The organism is Vibrio galatheae, assembly GCF_000967545.1.
In the GTDB taxonomy this organism is placed as follows: Bacteria; Pseudomonadota; Gammaproteobacteria; order Enterobacterales; family Vibrionaceae; genus Vibrio; species Vibrio galatheae.
In genome coordinates this window covers 1-19,165 of the sequence record NZ_JXXV01000024.1, presented here as the reverse complement: position 1 = coordinate 19,165, position 19,165 = coordinate 1, and the positions used below count along the sequence as shown (strand labels likewise).

Genomic DNA, 19,165 nt, shown 5'->3' with positions numbered 1-19,165 from the left:
ACCTCGAAGGTAAGCAATAAATATACCTGTTTACGTTTACCTACCGCTTGTAGATACAGCGCCATACAAGATTGCAACTCTGCGCACGGTAGAAAAAGTGTAGCGGATGTATATCGGAACGCTAATTGCTTATGCTTGATAGCAAAAGTTACGAGTCATCAAATAGGAAACGCCAGTGGTGAAACCCAAAATTATTAAAACCAGTGACAACCCACTTCAAACGATTGAGGTGGAAGTCTTTGACGAATATGGCGAGAAGCTCATTAAGCAAATTGCTTGCGAACGCCCTCTTACCGTAATGCTCAATTGGAAAGAGGTTGTTACGCTTATGACACTGGGCTCAAGGCCAGAGTCGTTAGTGTTGGGCTATTTGAAAAATCAAAGTTTCCTAAACGATCTTGATGCGCTTGAATCGGTGATCATTGATTGGGAAACGCATACCGCTGCCGTAATTACCCGTGAAGACATCCAACAAGTTGATAGTGCCCTTAAGAAAAAAACGGTCACTTCTGGGTGCGGACAAGGCACCATGTATGGAAATGTCATGAAGCAGCTAGAAGGCTATCGAGTTCCACAAATCGCTCTTAAGCAGTCTGATATTTATTCGTCTCTTGAAGCCTTGACGCATTACAACGACACCTACAAAAAAGCGGGTGCAGTGCATGGGTGTGCTGTGTGTAAAGGTAACCAAGTCTTGTCGTTTGTCGAGGATGTTGGCCGTCACAATGCAGTCGATACCCTTGCTGGTGAAATGTGGCTAAATCAAGAGTCTGGAGAGGATAAGATCTTTTACACCACCGGGCGTCTTACCTCTGAAATGGTGATTAAGGTCGCTCAGATGGGAATACCTGTCCTACTGTCACGCTCTGGCGTAACACAAATGGGGCTCGAGCTGGCAGAGACTTTTGGTATCACTACAATCGCTCGTGCTAAAGGACTACGCTTTCAAGTATTTACTGGCGCGAACAAAATCGAGTTTGATGTTAAGGGATAGCCGCTAACATTTTTTGATCCTTTATTTATTCTGTTAACGCATCTTTAAGGTGCGTTTTTTGTAGTTGCCGGCTTGCTTTGAGCAGATCAAGTGCTATTAGTTTATATGTAACAAAAAGTTTATTAATTTGTAATATAAATATACTAATAACGTCACTAGGCATTCAGGGAGCTGTTCATGGAAGATACTCCAGGCACGAAAGGTTTTGCTTTATCAATCCGCGCCAAACTATTTCTTATCAACGCAACACTTTTGTTTTTTGTCGCTATTTATGGGTATGTAGAACATCTGAGTTTGCAAAAATTGCAGTCTCTGGAACATGCTGCCAGCCAAAATTTGGCCAGTGAAGCTGACCTTTTGATGTTAAGACGTCATGAGAAAGATTTTTTGGCACGAAAAGACCCCAAGTATATTGATAGTTTCGACACGACTTTTACTCAGTTGTCGGCAAGGCTTGATGATTTAACGGAGACATTAGCCGCCAATGATCTTGATTTTGTGTCATCGACTCAGACAATTTCGCAAACACTCAAACAATACAGAACTCAATTTCATCAACTCGTACAGCAGGTTACCCTAATTGAAGGTAAAGACGCTGACACTAGTTATTTCAATCAACTGGAGAATGCACGATTAACGCTAAAGGAACACTCCGTTGAACATAAAGATATCAATTTGAAATTGGCATTATTTGAGTTGTTCGAGGCTGACTTTCGATATTTGCTCAACAGCAATGCACAAAGCGAAGATGTGTATTTGCAAGTCGTCAATGGATTTAACCCGGTTGTGGAACAATATCCGGCAGTGGCAAAAAGCTACTATGAGTATCGGGCAAAAGCCGATCAGTTGATCAGCGCTCGTACTGCACTCGGTTATAGCTCCAATCAAGGGCTAAGAGGTCAACTACGTGATAACGTGCACCAGACTGAAGATGAGATCGCTTCTTTACATTCAAGCATTGATCAAGAGATTACACTAGCAACGTCACAAGTAAGACAACGGCTGCAAGTGATAGGTTTAATTATGATGGTGTCGCTTTCTCTGTTTCTGTTTATGATTGGTCAGAGCATACTCAAACGGATCAAAGTCATTAACGCGATGATGAAGGACATTGCCTCTGGCAGTGGTGACTTAACGGTTAGAATGAATGCGCAAGGCAACGATGAACTCGCCCAACTCGCCAATTCATTTGATGTGTTTGTCAGTCAGTTAAACCACCATATTCGCGACGTTGCGTCGGTGATGGAAGTTCTCAGTGAAAGTTCCAGTAGCTCAGAACAAGCAGCGAGTAAAAGTATGCGTAATGCGGAGCAGCAGAAACGGGAATCTGAATCTGTTGCGACCGCCGTTAATGAACTTGTTATGACGTCGAATGAGATTACGGCCAATATTGAGTCTGCGGCACAAAACGCTCAACGAGTAAAAACCGAAGCGCAAAACGCACTCGATAAAACACATGCAACTGGTGAGCGTATCGAAGCTTTAGCGGCCAGTATTGAGGAGTCTCAGTCTCATATCGTCTCTCTAGAAGATCAAAGCCGTGAGATTAATCAGGTTGTTTCCACTATCCAGAGTATTGCTGAGCAAACCAATCTATTGGCACTTAACGCAGCGATTGAGGCCGCACGTGCCGGAGAAAGTGGCCGAGGTTTTGCCGTCGTTGCAGATGAAGTGCGTCAACTTTCTGTTAAGACTAACGATTCAACACATCAGATCGAATCAACCATTCAGGCGCTTACGCAAGGTATTTCTCAAACCGCAAGTAAGATGTCGTCCAGCGCAGAGCAAGCCAGAACCACTAATGAACATACGCATGATGTGGTTGTTGCGATAGAAGGTATCAACGCACAAATCAGTGAAATGTTTGATATGAACACACAAATCGCCACTGCGTCTGAAGAGCAATCAATGGTTTCGGCAGAGATAGACCGCAATATAACCGAAATTGCGCATTTAGCGGCGAGTACATTCGATGTCGTTGCTGGCTCAGTCAAGTGTAGTGAGCAGGTGTCCGGAGTCAGTGGCAAGTTGAAGACGATCGTTGCTCAATTCAAGTACTGAACAAACAGCAAGCGCCTCTATTGAGGCGCAGAAGTTGGCTTAGGGTCGACTCGAGTAAGATTGAGAATGATGGTGGCGAGCACAATCGCAGCGCCAATTGACAGTAAGCGTGTCAACTCGGCGTTAAATGGTTGACTGCCTTGATAGGTCAATATCTGATTCAACAACACAATAAAGTTAGTGAAGATAAGTTGGTAAATACTTAAGCGGCACTTTCTACGAATTGCAAAACTGGCAAGTTGCAACCCCATAAAGCACGTAATCCCAAGTACTGCCCATTGCGGAAATAACAAATAAGACTTGGTAAACATGATTGGTATGGTAGCAAGAATACCGACCATAGTTGCAACCAGACGGTTGTTACGAAAGATGCGTTGATCTTTTGATACCGGAATTTTGATCATACTGCCGAGGGTAATCGCTATCAGCAAGGTTTGTGAACTCCCGGTTGCGACCAAAAAATACATGGTCAGCAAAACCGTTGTGGTCTTAAAGGCAATCAAGCCTAGATGGGTTTCTGCACCCTCCATATCCTGCTCGTCTGGCAAAATATCTTTCTCATCACCTGGGAACAGAAGAAAACTGGCGTAGACAACGACTAGTGCGGTTAGAAACTTCGCTAACATCAACCAAGGTATACTTGCAACGGGTATGTTGAATTGCAAGTTAATGACAAACGTAATAACAACAAAAATAAGCAGAAAGGTCGCAACCATATCTTTAGGATCATTATGGCTGCGGTAAAAACTAAAAAATAACGTTAACCAGCAAAAGAGGCCAAATCCGGTTGGAGAGCCAAACAACATATCACCGATGACGGTTACCCCTAAGCTGGCGACGATAAGAACCGCGAGTAGCTTGAGCATCATACCAAGTGGCGGCTTTGATGGCATAATCGTCAGAAAAATAACAACAAACATCGGGGCCAAGACGGGCAAAAGCTCGCCTTGATAAATCGAGAAAAATAACAGTAAAATTGGTGCGAATACCAACCGAATTATTGGATTTGCTGGGCTACGAAACATAAGTCCAAATACTCACAATTCTCATCCAGATTCCAGCAAGGAACTCACCTAGACCGCTTTGTTCGGTATAGAATGCAACAGTGGCTTGTGAACCATAGCGAATGTTATTCAAATTCTCTATATCATCAAAAACAATGTTGACAGGGTAACGTTGTGGGGCGACATTACCTTGCGTCGCATTTAAAAAACCTGTGGTTGGGTCAATATCGTTACTTCCACCTGTCCCCCAGCCAACACTTTCGACTTTGCCATTTAACACTCTGCCTGGAAGTGCATCGAGTACGATCTTCACTGTTTGACCAGGCTTAATATATTCCATTGAGTTTTCGCGAACTAATGCTGAAATCCAAACATTACGTGGATCGATAAACGTTAAAACTGGCGATCCAGCGACAAGGTTTTGGCCTGTGGTGAGCTGCATATTAGTTACGACACCATATGATGGTGCCAGTATGTTTGTTTTGATTAGATCTAATTCTGCTTTTTCAAGGCTCGCCATCGCAGCGAGGATCTGGGGGTTATTTTCGCCCGTTGGCCCTAAATTCTGTTTTGCTTGATCTAACGAGGCTTGTGCTGCTTCTAGCCCAGCTTGTGCTCGTTCTTTAGCTTCTTTAGCATTATCTAGGTCTGACTTACTTAACACACCTCGTATCGCCAGCTTCTCGACACGATTGGCTTGTTCACGGGCGTTATCACGAGCTGCTAGCGCGTCAACAACTTTCGCTTGAGCCACTTCTACCGCCGCCGTATTGGCACCGATGCTTTGACCCGCCAAAGCAAGGTTCGCTTTTGCTGAATCTAAGGCAATTTGGTAATTACGTGGATCAATCTTAAAGAGCTCAGTGCCCTGTTCAACCACTTGGTTATCATTAACATTGACTTCTACGATATTGCCTGACACTTCAGGAGCGATACGAACTAAATAGGTATGCACTTTTGAGTCAGTGGTTATCGGAGTAACTCTGTCTGACCACAAGCTATATAGCCAAATGGCTAGTACCGCTGAAACAATATAAATACTGAGTTTTCGAGATGACTTTTCTGCTGATGACATAATGACAATAAATCTACTAAATTAATGTGGTTAATCTAACCTGATCTTAGTATGTTTACTATATATTAGTAATAAAATTCAGCTGGTTAAATTCCAAAATGGTGTGCCAAAACTCACCACTAAGTGACGGTGTCACTCGTGTGGATTAATTACCGCTTAACGAATCAAACTTAATATCTGCTTAAATTCATTTGTTCGGCAATCGCTGATGAGATCATAAAGGCACATTTCTAATCCTGTAATTGATATGCCTTTCTCACTGGTGCGGCGGATGCTAAGGTCGATATTTGACTTTTTGCGAGACGAGATACAATCACTGACAAGTTCAACCTCATACCCCTGTTCAACCAAGCCCACTGCTGTTTGATAGACGCAAATGTGCGCTTCGAGGCCACACACTAACCAAGTATCTACGTCAAGCTCTGTTAGTCGCTCAGAAAACTCGCTGCAGTCACAAGCATTGAAGGTATATTTGGTTATTGGCTCTGTTTCGCCAAGTAGCGCTTTCAGTTCAGGTACGGTATGACCGAGTTTATCTGGATTTTGTTCAAGTAAAACAATAGGTAGCCCTAGTATTTGGCAAGCAGTGATTAACTTGCCGCAGTTGGCAATGATTTCTTCGCTGTTGTGTACAAACCGAGCAAGTTTCCCTTGTATATCCACTACAATGAGGCCGGTGTTTTGTGGGGTGAGCATTTTCTGTTTTGTCCTTAAACTCGATATTCGCCTACCTAGAAATGAGTATCTTCAAACCTATGGTTTTTATAGTAATACTCTTTGTCGTGCTGGCTGATTTCTCTCATTACGCGGCATGGGTTACCAGCAGCAATTACGTTGGCAGGGATATCTTTAGTCACGACGCTTCCAGCACCTATGACGGAGTTCTCACCAATTGATACACCAGGTAAAACAACCGAGTTGGCACCAATCCAAACGTTGTTTGCAATGTGTATTGGAATATTAAATTGCGCGACTTTCATTCTTAAACTTGGCTCAATTGGATGCCCTGCTGTAGCTAGGGTGACATTTGGACCAATCATTACGTAGTCGCCGATATAGATATGTGTATCGTCAACTAAGGTCAAATTGAAATTGGCATAAACATTTTTGCCCAAGTGAGTATGGATTCCCCAGTTTGCATGCAGCGGAGGTTCGATGTAGCAGCCCTCACCCACTTCAGCAAACAGCTGTTGCATGATTTGCTGGCGCTTTTCCATTTCTGTTGGACGGGTATGATTGAAATCATAAAGTACGTCCAAGCACAAAAGTTGTTTCGCGGCCAACGCTTCATCATCACAGTAATAGACTTGTTGACTGTGCAGCTTGTTTTCAGTCGTCATGAGATCCCTTATAAACTTCAATTTTATGTATCGTGTATTTGTCTGATGGGTTTTATGGTTATTCGTACAGGTACATTTCATCGGGGTGATCTGATATATATTCAGTTAGCTCCCACTCAAACCCGGCTTGATCAAAAAAGTAGACTCGTTTGCGATGGGTTTCTTTTGGCGCGCCAATTCCGCGGCGATACCCTTCGTCAGTTAGTCGTTGCTCTATCATATCAAGGTGACTGACCACCAAACCGATATGGTTTATCCCATAATTTCTATAGGTTTGATGAAACTGGTTAGGTGACTCGGCGTCTATGTGCGGCTCTTGTAGTGCTAAATAACTTTGATTATTACCAATGTGTACCCAACGATGCCCTTCTTTCGGCTTTATATCTTTACGCACTTTATAGTCAGGGGCAACGATGGCCAAAAACGCCAGCGCTGCATCAATATCTGGCACCGTCATGTTGATATGTTCAAGTCTTGTCATGTTCGCCTTCCTGGTTGGCTTAATCTCAAACCGTTGACTCGATTTTAAATCACTCTATTGTTTATATCGCTCAAGGTAAATAATTGGTCAATTAACGTTTGACCCGTCTATAAGGCTAGGGTTGAAGATGCAAACTCGGTCACACAATGGAGCCATTATGCTAACAGTCACTCAACTGGCGAAACAGTTCGGCGTTTCTCGTACCACGATCTTGTACTACGAGAAGGAGGAGTTGTTACAGCCAGCATACAGAGCGGAAAATGGCTACCGCTGGTATGGAGAAAAGCAAATTAAGCGTTTAGAAGCAATAACGGCTTATCGTTCTTATGGGTTGCCTGTCTCAAGCATTCGTAGCTTGCTTGACCGAAATGGAGAGTCTCAAACGCAAATTTTGAAGGACCACTTCAATGAGTTAGAGAAAGAGATCCAAAACCTGCGCGCGCAGCAAAAAGCGGTTGTTGTGTTGCTTCAAGAACCCAGTCTATTAGAGGAAAGAGTTGTGAATAAAGAACGTTGGGTACAAATTATGGTTGCTGCCGGATTCAGCGAGACAGATATGGTTAAGTGGCATCAGAAGTTTGAACAATTAGAGCCTGAAGAACACCAGAAATTTCTAGAGTCATTAGGCATTTCCGGTGACGAAATCGTAAAAATCCGTTCACTTTAATCATTCCATAGCCTCATTATGAGGCTATTTTACGGTAAGAGATGATGCGCCCTAATTCACGCTGGGGGCGCGTCGTACTTTTTTCTTTAGCATTGCGTAGATGCACTCCCTTAAGATGAGTACGCTTAAACCACACAAAATCAGTACGCCGCCGACGACTTCAAGTGAGGTCAACTCCTCGACTAGCAACAAGTTAAAGCCAAAGATGCCTACAACCGTTTCCTTTTGTGACGCTTTATAGGTAATTAACTGGATGCGTTTTTGTAAGCCAAAATATTCTCGAACGCGGCTTTGAAATAAAGCTCGTAGCTATTTTGTTCGACATAGCCTAAATGCGGTGTCGCTGTCACATTTGCTAGGGCCAGCAAGGGTTCGTTGTTGGCATCTGCAGGTTCAACATCATACACGTCGATCGCTGCTTGTTTGCTTGGCACTCGGCATAGCTCTTGATAGAGGGCTGAACGTTCGACAAGTTCAGCTCGACTAATATTGACGAAAAGCGAATCTGATTTCATCTTTTGCAGATCTTCCCTAGTGACGCAGCCTTTGGTCATATCGTTCAATCGTAAATGAAGTGAGATGATATCTGCATTGGTAAAAAAGGCCTGCTTGGATTGGGCCGCTTTAAAGCCGTGTTGTTTAGCAAGTGTTTGCGAAGCCTCACTCCCCCAGATCACCACAGACATACCAAACGCTTTTGCATATTGAGCCACTCGCTGCCCTATCTTGCCGTAGCCCCAAATACCGAATGTTAAGCCTTGCAAACATCGCCCCAAGCCGAGCACGCCAGAATTTTGCCAAAGATTGTGTTTAAGATTTTCGGCATAAGTGGGAATGTGGCGACTTGACGCCATAATCAGCGCCCAGCATAACTCGGATGGTGCAATGGGCGACCCAATACCCTCCAGAACACTGACTTGATACTTTTCACACAATTGAACATCGATATGATGACTGACTTTTCCCGTTTGACTGATGATTCTAAGATTCGGTAACTGTGCCAACAAAGACTCACTTATTGTACTGCGTTCCCGAATAAGTACGATGGCTTCGGCGTGTTGAAGTTTCGCCACCATTTCAGCTTCAGAGTATGTCTGGGTTAATACTGTGACTTCATGTTCCGCGAGCAATTTGAAGCAATCTAACTTCTTTACAACATCTTGGTAGTCATCTAATACGACAATCTTCATCCAACGCTCCTTGTTATCGAGGCTAATTTTACCCTGACTGTTGATTTCTCAATGTAAACGAAAGCGCAATAGGTTACTAACCTAATTGAAGATTCCTTCATAATTTCAATTACTAGTGCTATTGGTGTTTAGTCGCTACACTGTGCTAAGACAATCAAACAGGAAAGTTGCTATGATCCAGATAGGCCAAAAAATACCAAGCTCCACTCTTAGCCAGTTAACAGCTGAAGGGATGACCAATCATAACACCGACGAACTATTCGCAAACAAGCGAGTGGTTCTTTTTGCCGTTCCTGGGGCGTTCACGCCGACGTGTTCAGAAGCGCACCTGCCGGGTTATGTAGTATTAGCTGATGAAATTAAAGCGGCTGGCGTAGACATGATTGCTTGTGTTTCTGTTAACGATGCGTTTGTAATGCAAGCTTGGGGAGCAGCACAAAACGCTGAAGCAATAGCTATGCTAGGAGATGGTGACGGGAGTTTTACCAAAGCACTTGGGCTTGACATGGACACTGCGAATTTTGGCGGAATTCGTTCGCAGCGATACGCGATGGTGATTGAAAATGGCGTAGTCACAACGTTAAATGTTGAAGAGCCAAAGAAATTTGAAGTCAGTAATGCTGAAAGTATTTTGACCGCGTTGAAATAGAATCAATCAAAGATAAGGATTCAAGTGCTACTTGAATCCTTATCTGCACTATTTAGAGGTCGACTAAATTGGTTAGTGCATTGAAAGAATCGAATAAACTATTGCTTGATTCCTTCATTTGTGGAATCGGCACTCCAGCGCTATGGTGACATTGTGCAACAATGTTGCTCTCGCTAAGAGTGGTACATTTAGTGAGAAGTTCTGTTACTTCGGCAGTATTACCTAGTGCTTTATGAGCTGCGATATATTCTGGCAAGAAAGGGACTGGGGTGCCGATAACACTTTCACCTTTTGACAGTAGTTCCAGTGCTCGGCTTGGTTTTTGTTGCTCACGGTAAGACTGCGCCGCTAGGCTAAAGGTCTGGATAGATGCATATTCCCAGTTTTTAATTAAGGCAAGATTTTGCAGCGCTTTCGAATCTTGGTTTTGTGCTTTACGTACACCATAGAAGGCTAATCTAGGGTAGGCATGATACTTAGTTGGGCCAGAAACAGACTTCCTTGCTAGCTTCTCTGCAGTTTTGAGGTCACCAAATTCCAAAGCTTTGAATGCTTCTGACGCGTACCAATAGTTCTGTTGGATCTGGTTTCCTTTGCCATTTTTAACTAACTTTTCAAACTCACCGGTAGAGAGTTGTCTCTTACGTTCTTTTCTATACTCGCGTTTTACATAAGCAGACATATCTTTTTTGCGTTCGATCGGGGAGGCATGTCTCTCAGCGAAGCTTTGCAACAACCTAGTCGCCGCTTCGTTCGCAGCCAAGTAACCCAATGAGCTCCACCGGTTGTCGCTGGATAGGTGCTTACCCGCATCACTTGCTAAGCTAACAAAAGTTTGAAATTCTTGTTTTTTCGCTTTTAATTGCGCTTCTGAGTATTTCTGACTGCTGTCGAGTCGCTCTAACACTGGAGAGAATGCTCTCGGACTGTATCCAGCCTTAACTAACAAATCCATACCGAGTAAATCTGCTTCGTCTTCGTCTGCTCGGCTCATGGATGAACTGAGTACATCACGAGTTAAGCGATTGATTGTTAAACCTGCGCGGTAGGAATCTTGAATCAATTTCGTTGTTGAAGATTTATTTTGGCTGGTGACACGATAGCCATTAGCTGTTTTCTCCGCTTTCATGTCAGTGATGTAAGCGGTGCTCATAGCAATATTGGCTGTTTTGCTGACTAAAGCACTTTGCTTGGCGAAGTATTCATTGGTTTCGCTATGCTTAAGCAAAATGTGGGACAATTCATGAGCTATGATAAATGCGATCTCATCTTCTGACTCAGCATCAGCCAACACTCCTTGAGTAATGACAATGGTGTTTGGCGTAGCATAAGCTGAATAATTTCGATCAGATGAGACAACAATGGCGATCTCTTCATCGATAGGTTTACCCCACTGTTTTAACATTTTCGCTAAGATGCTTTCGAGGTATTTGTTGACGTAAGGATTCGCGATTAGGTCTTTATCTGCGGCAGCGCGAGTTTGGATGATGTCGGCAAACTCTAGATTTGCAGATGGGCTGCTCTTTGGGAGGTTGGTTTCATCCTTCTGTTGGTCAATAAACTTCCCTTCAAACGATTCATATTTGCTGCCCACTAAGCTGTTGAGATTGTCTATAGCACAACCGGAAATGAACAGCGGTGCGGCAAGCCAAAACAGTTTCTTCATTATTTGCACCCCTCTCCAAGGCCCAAGGTCGCATATGTACCACTGTCGCTCTTGGCACTGATTTTCTGAGTGCTGCATACAACGCTCGCGACAGCAGTTTTGTTTAGCTGAACTTCGATCTGATCGAACCACTTTTCTTGACCGTCGATTTTTACCATTACCATCTGTTCTTTTGGATCGTAGTTTTCGACAATTAAACCGACTTTTTTTGGATCGGGTAACGTGCTTTTCGGTACATCTTGACATTCATTGTTTTGGTCGCAAACCCATATATTATCAACAAGAAAATCGATAATTTTAATGGATTCTTGTGCTATCGCTCCATAGGAAGTCGCACTTAAAGTTAAGCCTATAACTAACGCTGATAACCTTTTCATAAATGTTCCTTATTTTCTGAATGTTATATGTTATTGAGTATTTTTTGATTTATGTTTTGTGTTGCTGGCGAATATACAAATCTTCTCTTTGTATAAGTGGATTTTTGGTCTAACAGCTTCAAAGATGAAAAAGAAAAAAACAGGTAAATCAATAAAGATGATAAGAATTAGTCCATACCAATTTGGCACGCCGACATGAAGAATAAAGTGGAAAATTGCGATTGAAATAGCGATAACCACAATGATGATAATCATTGGAATGAATGCGCCCAGTAACTTTTGTTTAGCATTTAACTCTGGGCTATCTCGCCGTTCAAGAAAGTTAAAACGAAACCAAATTACAATGAAAAGCACTATGGTTTGTATGACGATCTCGACTACATCAACAACGCTTAGGTTAAATAGTCCAGTATCTCTTGGAGAGCGCCAGTATTCCCCTTTTAGAGTAATCAGGTTATCAAGAGCCATTGCATGAAAGTAGACACCTGGTAATGTGCCATGGACTGGTGAAACAATACTATCAACACTGCCTGTTACGTGGTAACCAACTAACACCATTTTTCCTTTGATAGCTCGTTTGAGTTCTTCTGAGCCTGCAGCGCCGGGGGCGCTTAGCGTCGAAGCTGCAATGGTTAAAAATGGTGGGCAGCGCTTTCTAAGAGTGTTATCAAGTTTGTCTTGATCTTGGATGCCTTGAGTTACGCTTATAATTAGTAACTCTTTTAACTGCAGCCATTGGCTCTGCGCTTTGTTACTACAGCTAACATCTAGCGGAAAAAATATCTCTTGATTCACCGCATGCTTGTTGGTCCATTGAACGATTAAAGAGTCATCCATGTTAACAATGTCGTTTACGTTACACTGAGTAGAACGTGTACACCAATCTATAAACATCGCAGTTGCTGCAGTGTTCATTTTCTTATCATTCCAAGGAACTGATAGTGGATAATAGCGCCCTTCTCCACTCCAAGATACAGCTGCGAGTTGCGCAGCATTGGCTATCTTGTGCCTCAGTGAGGTAGGAGTATTCAGGCGTTCTTCAGTGTCGTAATCCGAGTTACTTGCCATAAAAACCGGGAATTGCTGACTTTTTAGTGTTGCAAGCCAACGGTCGAGACTATCTGAATGCTCATGATGCTGAAGGATGTCGTAAAAAACAGACTGTGGTTCAAATCGCGAAATGATCTTCAGCATACGGGCAAGGTTCCGATAACTGACAGGATAACTATTCGTGGTTTCAATATATTCATCATCAATCAGAATAACCACTATTTCGTCGGATACTTTTTCACTAAAAAATGGCGACCACAACCTGAGTATATGATCTTCATAGTGATCTTCTGCTGAATTTCGTATACCAAGTGGATCAATAATAAAAACCATCAAGATTAGGATTGTAGCGATTATTGCTTTGACAAAGATTTGTATACTAATAGACATGAATAATGAGGGCAGCTCACTGAATGAAAACAATGTGTTGTATATAGGAATAAAAGTAACACCTGAATGTGGCATTTTGTGGGAGTAGTATCACAAATGAGACGTGGATTTATAATTAAAACAATTAGTTATTAGTAGGTCTCATTTTGAATAAAATTTATTGAGTTATATGTCATCATAAACTTTTGAATTAGATGGTTGTACTCGTCCGCTTGAATCCGAGTACCAACTGCGACACCTCTGAACATAGAAACAATGAGATGCGATAATCATGAAGCGGTTTACCTCACAAAAGCGGACACAACAAACCAAGAGTCGGTGCAACAATAGAAAGCACAAACACTACAATGAATTTTCCTTAGGACTCAGAAGAGATCTGCTTTAGCTCCTGCCTTAATTCGGGCATTTTGAGGTCAACGTATCGTTGAACATTACCAATATTAATCACGCCAGACTTGTTATTAATAACAGTCTGATTCTTACCTTGATTAGTCTGCTTGATTTTCATAACTATCTTGATGCTGGTGTACCCCTCAAAAAGTAGACAGTACATAACTAAATACCTTCGTACTCAACCGGGCTGACATGCCCCAACGCTGTACTAAACCAGTAGCAAATGACCTACCTGTTTTGAACTTACAAACTAGCAACCAACACAAAACCACTTACCATAAAAACCATTCGTTAACAGTAGCTTATTAACGCCGCATTAAGGTGTGAGCAACGCCACCACCTAACCTAAACCATACCACCGTAAACACAAAACCCAACGATGACATCGAAAATGCCAGCGTTGGGAATCACTCGTAAATGCTTTGTTATGCCATTAGCGATCGCTGATTGCTACTTTGCTTGCTAGCCCAATAAGTAAAACGCCAGAAACGCCCTCTAGACCTCGTGAGTAGAGCTGAGAATTAGGGCGACTAAAGACCCAACTACCCACTGATGCATATAGGACATTACACATTGTAGCTAGGACGCTAAATAACAAACCAAGCCACAATAATTGTATCGAAGCCGAACCTGATGATGTGTTAATAAACTGAGGTAGGAACGAAAGAAAGAACAGTGCAACTTTTGGGTTTAAGACACTAACAATTACGCCTTGTACAAATACATTTTTGTCACTTTCAACGCTTTCACTTACTTTCAATGTGCTATCCCCACGCCACATTGAAAGTAACGACTGAACACCCAAATAGACTAGATAAGCGGCACCTAACCATTTGACTGCGCTAAAAGCTAGCGCTGAGCTGAGGATAATCGCAGATAACCCTAATGAAGCTGCTAAGGTATGAACAAAGTAGCCTACACCAAGCCCCATTGCAGCTTTGAACCCAGTGACCAACTTACCTTTCATTGTGTTTGAAACAATATAGATAACGTCTGGCCCTGGTATCATATTGATAGCAAGACAAGCGACTATAAACAGTAGTAGTGAATTAAGATCCATTCCCTTTTCTCCTTGTTTTCTGGCTGTAGCTGGTGTACCCCACAAAAAGTAGACAGTACATAACTACATACTTTCGTACTCAACTGGGCTGATATGCCCCAACGCTGAGTGTCTTCTTTTGCGATTGTAAAATACCTCAATATATTCGAAGATGCCCATTCGGGCTTCTTCGACAGTTTGGTAGTCTTCTGCGTATATCAGTTCGACTTTCAGTCGACTGTAGAACGACTTCATCACCGCATTATCCCAACAGTTACCCTGTCGACTCATGCTTGGTACACCTCCATGCTTGCGCATGAAGTCTTGATATTTATAGGCTCTGTATTGTACACCACGGTCTGAATGGATGATGGGCTTTGTTGCCGAATTCAGCGAAAGAGCGAACGCTAGCTAAATAGGTCGTATTTTAAACAACATACTGAGTTTCGGGCATAGCTATCCCAGTTAATTTGTTGAGTGCTTTGATCATGGCGTAAGTTTCACCAACTTGTGCGTTGTAATTTCGAAGTGTGAGTGAAGCGCCTAGTAGTTGTTTTACGCGATACATAGCGGTCTCCGACAATGAGCGCTTATGGTAACCATACTTTTGTTTCCACTTTTTGTTCGAGCCATAGAGCTTTTGGCAGCCAACTGCCAAATTACGTGGATGACCTTTTTCCCAGAAAGCTGCCCCCTCTCGTGGAGGGATCAAAGGTGTCGCTTTCTTAGCTCTAATCGCTCTGTGACACTCTCTTGTATCGTATGCACCATCTCCTGAAATTTCATTGATGGTACGCCGTGTTTGCTTGAGTAGATTGGGGAGCACTTCCGCATCGGTCACACCTGATAGTGTGAGCTCTGCGGCGATAATTTCATGTGTATCTGTATCAACCGCAAGGTGGAGTTTACGCCAGACTCGACGCTTGCCATCAGTTCCATGCTTTTTCACTTTCCATTCTCCCTCACCGTATACCTTGAGTCCTGTTGCATCAATGGCTAGGTGTTGGATGACGCCTCGTGTTGAGGCTTTGAAATTAACGTTTACATCCTTGGCTCGGCGACTTATACAGGTATAGTGAGGACAAACCAATGAGATATTCGCCAATTTAAATACTGAGTCTATAAAGCCTTGTAGCGCCCTTAAGGGCAAGGAAAAGATACGCTTCACCATGAGAGCGGTGGTGATAGCTAAGTCACTAAACAATCGCGGTCTACCAAGCTTATGCTGTTTAGATTGTTTCCACTCGGTTATTGCTTCTTCGTCAATCCAAAACGTGAGTGAACCTCGATTGACTAGGGAGTTGTTGTACTTGCGCCAGTTGGTGGTTTTATAGCGAGGCTTCGGCATGAAATCAGAGTCAGTGAATGAATGTCCCTGATCTGATCGTAAGATTTTGATTTAGTTCATTCGATTTATGCAACAAAGCCAATACCCGACTCTAGGCACTCTTTCGCATAACTCGCTAATATTGGGGCCAAATCAGGGTTGGTCTCTACCACTTCCATGTCAATTTTCCTCATAAGCACATAACGCCCTGCTAAGTGGCTGCCAACCTACCACAAAACTTAAACAGACCACCGAAAACACCAAACCAGACCAGAAGTAAAACCGCCGCGCGTTGGCAGTCCGTCTTAAGCAGATTGTTAGGCATAAGTATTAATAGAATTCAACCTTTCGAGCCTTATCTTTATTTACTTTTGATTGTGGTACGCGATGCATAATGCCAACTTGTACCCCTGCGCATTCATTTCCAATGTCATCAACGGGGTTCATTACTACGACTAAATTGTGCTCCTCATCTACTTCAACCCAATGATGAGATAGTAACGTAACGGTTTTCTGCATAAATAAAAATGCTTCAGAGATAGTATTTATTGCCTTAGATTCTTGATATTGCTGCTTTCTTGATACATGCAGAAAATCTCCGCTTTTACCCCACATTAAAACAAGTTCATTGACATCTAATGGAGTTGTACCTGCTAGGTCTGACTTAGAAGCATCAAAGTGAGGAAGCTGCCTCTTTACCGCCTTTGGGTAAAAGCGGCTATTCACCTTTGATAACAATCGATTGATCTCTGCAGGCTTATAACTTTTTTTTAGCTTGGAACTAAGGTCTCGACTTGAGGCTTGGTTAGCAACTACGCATGATAGCATGACTAGTTCGCATATTTTTCGTATTTGTAAGTATATGATATCAATGTCGGTTTCCAGACTCTCAGTATAACTACCTGAACCATTGATCTTCTTTTGAATGTCCATCAACAAAGCACTACGTAACTTGATTTGTTCCATATAGGATTTGTAAGTTCTTAAGTACTTATCTACTTCATTTAATTTCATACTATTCCATATGCCTAACGCCGCGTTAAGTGGTGAGCAACGCCTGCCACCTGACTTAAACCGTTGTGCCATAAACACTTAAGCCGATTTAAACCCAAAATGCCACGCGTTGTGAATCCGCCTTGAACGCTTTGTTATGCTTACTTTAACTTCACTACTTTACCAGTTAATGCAACGCCCGCAATCATAGTACCAGCACCACATTGAAAGGTATCTGAGCTAGAAGTTAGGTTGTTTTTGTAGTTAGATTTGATATCAACCACCGCGTTACCACCTTCTTTAATTGCGCGTTCTTTCAGCGCTATCATGGCCGATAAAAAGACCCAGTTACACGCTTCTTCATCTGTTTTATTAAACGCGTTTGTTTTTTTGTTCGTTTTGAATTCGCCAAACTCCGCCTCCACTGTGGGAAATTTCTGCTCGCCGAAGTAGAATTTTACAGCAGTACCTAATTTATTTTTTGCTGCTTCTGAGCTTAGAGCATTTTCAATTGGATATGATCCGATATCATCTCTAGCAAGAGTGTTAGAAGAAAAGAACACCAGAGAAGATAATGTCAATATCACTATATTTTTCATATCGTTAAAACCTTAGTTAGTAAAAATTTGAAGAGTAAGCATAACGCCGCGTTAAGTGGTGAACAACGCACCACTGCACTCAATAAAACCACCTTAATCACTGAACCAGAATTTGCAACCAAAACTGCCGAGCGTTGAGAATCCAGCTTGAACACATTGTTAATAAAGTACTTTCCACGCACTCTGGACTCAGAAAACACACCAAACTCAACACCAGTAAACAACTAGACTTTTACTGGCTACTGCCCCACCATAGTTTCCACGAACAAGGTTTCAGCAAGTGGCTAACTTGACTGGTTGAAGACGGGCCACCCACAGAAGTTAAGGTTAGATAATTGCCACATCGATGAACTCAAGAAAGCAAAAATGATGGTTGGCATATTAGCGCTTTCGATGATTTCAAATGGCATTTTCAGCAAAGAACTTACAAAACCGGTAGCTAATGACTTTACCATTTTGAGCCGACAAACCGATAACTAACACAGAATCACCAACCATAAAAACTATTCGTTAACAGCAGCTTATTAACGCCGCGTTAAGTAGTGAGCAACGCCGACCACCTTACCTAAACCATTGTGCCGTAAACACTAAAGCTGAATCAAACCGAAAATGCCGCGCGTTGGGAATCCGTCTTAAACGCCTTGTTAGCTTAAAAACACCACTGCATTATTTAACGCATGAATGCCAAATGTAACCCAAAATGCCGCTTTAAATGATTTGTGACGCCAAGTTAAATAGGATATTGAAAGTACAAAGAACAAAAACAGTACGCCAAAGCCATTTAGCACACTGTTTAAAGTATGTGCTACTCCCCATGTCAGTGCGCTAATTACTGAAGTCATCACTACATCAAAATTAAATATTTGTATAAGCTTTAGTATTGGAACCATTAGAAGCGTTTCTATAGCCGGAGCTAGAATAATCAAAAATAATAATGACGATTCCTGCCTACCGTCGAGATCGGCGAACTCAGAACCCCAGATGTAATACGCACCGAGTACCAAAGGAAAAGTTACACAAGCATGCAATAGATATGATTTCACTACATATCCGATTTTACTTTTGGTTTGTATGGAATAAAAAACTAAACATTTTCATGACTACTTCCATGTTTAAGCTAACGCCGCGTTAAGTGGTGAGCAACGCATACCACCTTACTTAAACCATTGCACCGTAAACACAAAACTTATTTTAAACTGAAAACGCCAAGCGTTGTGAATCCGTCTTAAACGCTTTGTTAGCTGTATTTTTCCATGACAAAGTTTCTTAGTTTTTGACCACGAACTTCCACTTCTTGGGCCTGAACTACTTTAAAACCAAAGTGTTCGTAAAATGGACGAGCAGTGATACTGACTTCAGAAAAATAACGTTTTATACCCCGTAAACTGCCAACCTTAAAAACGTGATTCATTAATGCTTTACCTACTCCTTTGCTTTGATACTCATGGTGACAAAAGAAATGGTCTATGAGTCCACTGATTTGCAAGTCTGTGTAGCCAACAATAACACCATCTATTTCAGCAACAAACGGAGATAGTCCGTTCATTCGTTTTTCCCAGACTGACGAATCTAGAATCTCTGGAGCCCAAGCTTCGACTTGAGCTTGGGAATAGTCACGAATGTTAATATTTCGAATTGTATAAAAGTGAATATCCCATAGCGCTTTGGCATCTTCTACTCTGTAATTTCTAATTGTAATCACTGTGCTGACTCCGTAATACAGCTAACGCCCAATTAAGGGGTGAGCCACGCGACCACGACACTAAATTTGGACGTCGTAATCACTAAACTTGACCCAAACCAAAAATGCCAAGCGTGGGGAATCCCTCTTAAATTGTTTGTTAGCATGCTTGGATTCAAGTACGAAGTG

General features: G+C 42.3%; 19 protein-coding genes and 1 pseudogene. 4 read left to right on the top strand and 16 right to left on the bottom strand.

All coding sequences use genetic code 11. The features are described 5' to 3' along the window. The first annotated feature begins 175 nt into the window (after window positions 1-175). Both TW81_RS13310 and TW81_RS13305 read left to right on the top strand, forming a co-directional pair. Window positions 176-994, top strand: a complete 819-nt coding sequence (locus tag TW81_RS13310; RefSeq protein ID WP_045956220.1) for a formate dehydrogenase accessory sulfurtransferase FdhD — start codon at window positions 176-178, stop codon at window positions 992-994. 177 nt (window positions 995-1,171) lie between these two features. Next, window positions 1,172-3,055, top strand: a complete 1,884-nt coding sequence (locus TW81_RS13305) for a methyl-accepting chemotaxis protein (protein WP_045956219.1) — start codon at window positions 1,172-1,174, stop codon at window positions 3,053-3,055. Window positions 3,056-3,072: 17 nt separating this feature from the next. On the opposite strand, the gene TW81_RS13300 is transcribed toward TW81_RS13305, so the two are convergent. The 5 genes from TW81_RS13300 to TW81_RS13280 form a co-directional block, all read right to left on the bottom strand. Continuing rightward, entirely contained in the window at window positions 3,073-4,080 is a 1,008-nt protein-coding gene (locus tag TW81_RS13300) for a DUF2955 domain-containing protein (RefSeq protein WP_045956218.1), read from the bottom strand. After that, window positions 4,070-5,134, bottom strand: a complete 1,065-nt coding sequence (locus tag TW81_RS13295; RefSeq protein ID WP_045956217.1) for an HlyD family secretion protein — start codon at window positions 5,132-5,134, stop codon at window positions 4,070-4,072. Before TW81_RS13295 ends, TW81_RS13300 begins: the two co-directional genes overlap by 11 nt. Before the next feature lie 156 nt (window positions 5,135-5,290). After that, window positions 5,291-5,830 carry a hydrolase gene (locus tag TW81_RS13290; protein WP_045956216.1) on the bottom strand — a complete coding sequence of 180 codons (540 nt, stop codon included), beginning with the start codon at window positions 5,828-5,830 and terminating at the stop codon, window positions 5,291-5,293. Window positions 5,831-5,865: 35 nt separating this feature from the next. Continuing rightward, window positions 5,866-6,474, bottom strand: a complete 609-nt coding sequence (locus TW81_RS13285) for a sugar O-acetyltransferase (RefSeq protein WP_045956215.1) — start codon at window positions 6,472-6,474, stop codon at window positions 5,866-5,868. Between the two features lie 58 nt (window positions 6,475-6,532). Further along, window positions 6,533-6,955 (bottom strand): VOC family protein, encoded by a 423-nt coding sequence (locus tag TW81_RS13280; protein WP_045956214.1) that lies wholly within the window; start codon window positions 6,953-6,955, stop codon window positions 6,533-6,535. Window positions 6,956-7,112: 157 nt separating this feature from the next. On the opposite strand from TW81_RS13280, the gene TW81_RS13275 reads away from it, so the two are divergent. Continuing rightward, window positions 7,113-7,622, top strand: coding sequence for a MerR family transcriptional regulator (locus TW81_RS13275; protein ID WP_045956213.1), 510 nt, complete (start codon window positions 7,113-7,115; stop codon window positions 7,620-7,622). Between the two features lie 245 nt (window positions 7,623-7,867). Here TW81_RS13275 and TW81_RS13270 read toward each other — a convergent pair whose 3' ends face one another. After that, window positions 7,868-8,812, bottom strand: coding sequence for a D-2-hydroxyacid dehydrogenase family protein (locus tag TW81_RS13270; RefSeq protein WP_045956212.1), 945 nt, complete (start codon window positions 8,810-8,812; stop codon window positions 7,868-7,870). 172 nt (window positions 8,813-8,984) lie between these two features. On the opposite strand from TW81_RS13270, the gene TW81_RS13265 reads away from it, so the two are divergent. After that, window positions 8,985-9,461 (top strand): peroxiredoxin, encoded by a 477-nt coding sequence (locus TW81_RS13265; RefSeq protein WP_045956211.1) that lies wholly within the window; start codon window positions 8,985-8,987, stop codon window positions 9,459-9,461. Between the two features lie 52 nt (window positions 9,462-9,513). On the opposite strand, the gene TW81_RS13260 is transcribed toward TW81_RS13265, so the two are convergent. The 10 genes and pseudogenes from TW81_RS13260 to TW81_RS13205 form a co-directional block, all read right to left on the bottom strand. Next, window positions 9,514-11,127 (bottom strand): M48 family metallopeptidase, encoded by a 1,614-nt coding sequence (locus tag TW81_RS13260; protein ID WP_045956210.1) that lies wholly within the window; start codon window positions 11,125-11,127, stop codon window positions 9,514-9,516. Further along, window positions 11,127-11,504 (bottom strand): hypothetical protein, encoded by a 378-nt coding sequence (locus TW81_RS13255; protein WP_045956209.1) that lies wholly within the window; start codon window positions 11,502-11,504, stop codon window positions 11,127-11,129. The genes TW81_RS13260 and TW81_RS13255 overlap by 1 nt, the downstream gene beginning before the upstream one ends. 30 nt (window positions 11,505-11,534) lie before the next feature. Beyond that, complete coding sequence (locus TW81_RS13250) at window positions 11,535-12,944, bottom strand: CHASE2 domain-containing protein (protein ID WP_045956208.1); 1,410 nt, start codon at window positions 12,942-12,944, stop codon at window positions 11,535-11,537. Between the two features lie 826 nt (window positions 12,945-13,770). Next, window positions 13,771-14,397 (bottom strand): LysE family translocator, encoded by a 627-nt coding sequence (locus tag TW81_RS13240; protein WP_045956206.1) that lies wholly within the window; start codon window positions 14,395-14,397, stop codon window positions 13,771-13,773. A 63-nt stretch (window positions 14,398-14,460) separates the two neighbouring features. Continuing rightward, a pseudogene (locus TW81_RS13235) lies at window positions 14,461-14,748 on the bottom strand (IS3 family transposase); the annotation flags it as partial. 55 nt (window positions 14,749-14,803) lie between these two features. After that, the gene (locus TW81_RS13230; RefSeq protein WP_045956204.1) at window positions 14,804-15,724 is read right to left on the bottom strand and encodes an IS5 family transposase; all 921 of its coding nucleotides are present in this window, start codon (window positions 15,722-15,724) and stop codon (window positions 14,804-14,806) included. A gap of 309 nt (window positions 15,725-16,033) precedes the next feature. After that, window positions 16,034-16,717: a hypothetical protein gene (locus TW81_RS13225; protein WP_045956203.1), complete on the bottom strand. Its 684-nt coding sequence runs from the start codon at window positions 16,715-16,717 to the stop codon at window positions 16,034-16,036. 140 nt (window positions 16,718-16,857) lie between these two features. Continuing rightward, the gene (locus tag TW81_RS13220) at window positions 16,858-17,295 is read right to left on the bottom strand and encodes a hypothetical protein (RefSeq protein WP_045956202.1); all 438 of its coding nucleotides are present in this window, start codon (window positions 17,293-17,295) and stop codon (window positions 16,858-16,860) included. A gap of 644 nt (window positions 17,296-17,939) precedes the next feature. After that, entirely contained in the window at window positions 17,940-18,338 is a 399-nt protein-coding gene (locus TW81_RS13210; RefSeq protein WP_239424372.1) for a CPBP family glutamic-type intramembrane protease, read from the bottom strand. A 194-nt stretch (window positions 18,339-18,532) separates the two neighbouring features. Beyond that, window positions 18,533-18,997 (bottom strand): GNAT family N-acetyltransferase, encoded by a 465-nt coding sequence (locus tag TW81_RS13205; RefSeq protein ID WP_045956201.1) that lies wholly within the window; start codon window positions 18,995-18,997, stop codon window positions 18,533-18,535. Window positions 18,998-19,165 lie beyond the last annotated feature (168 nt).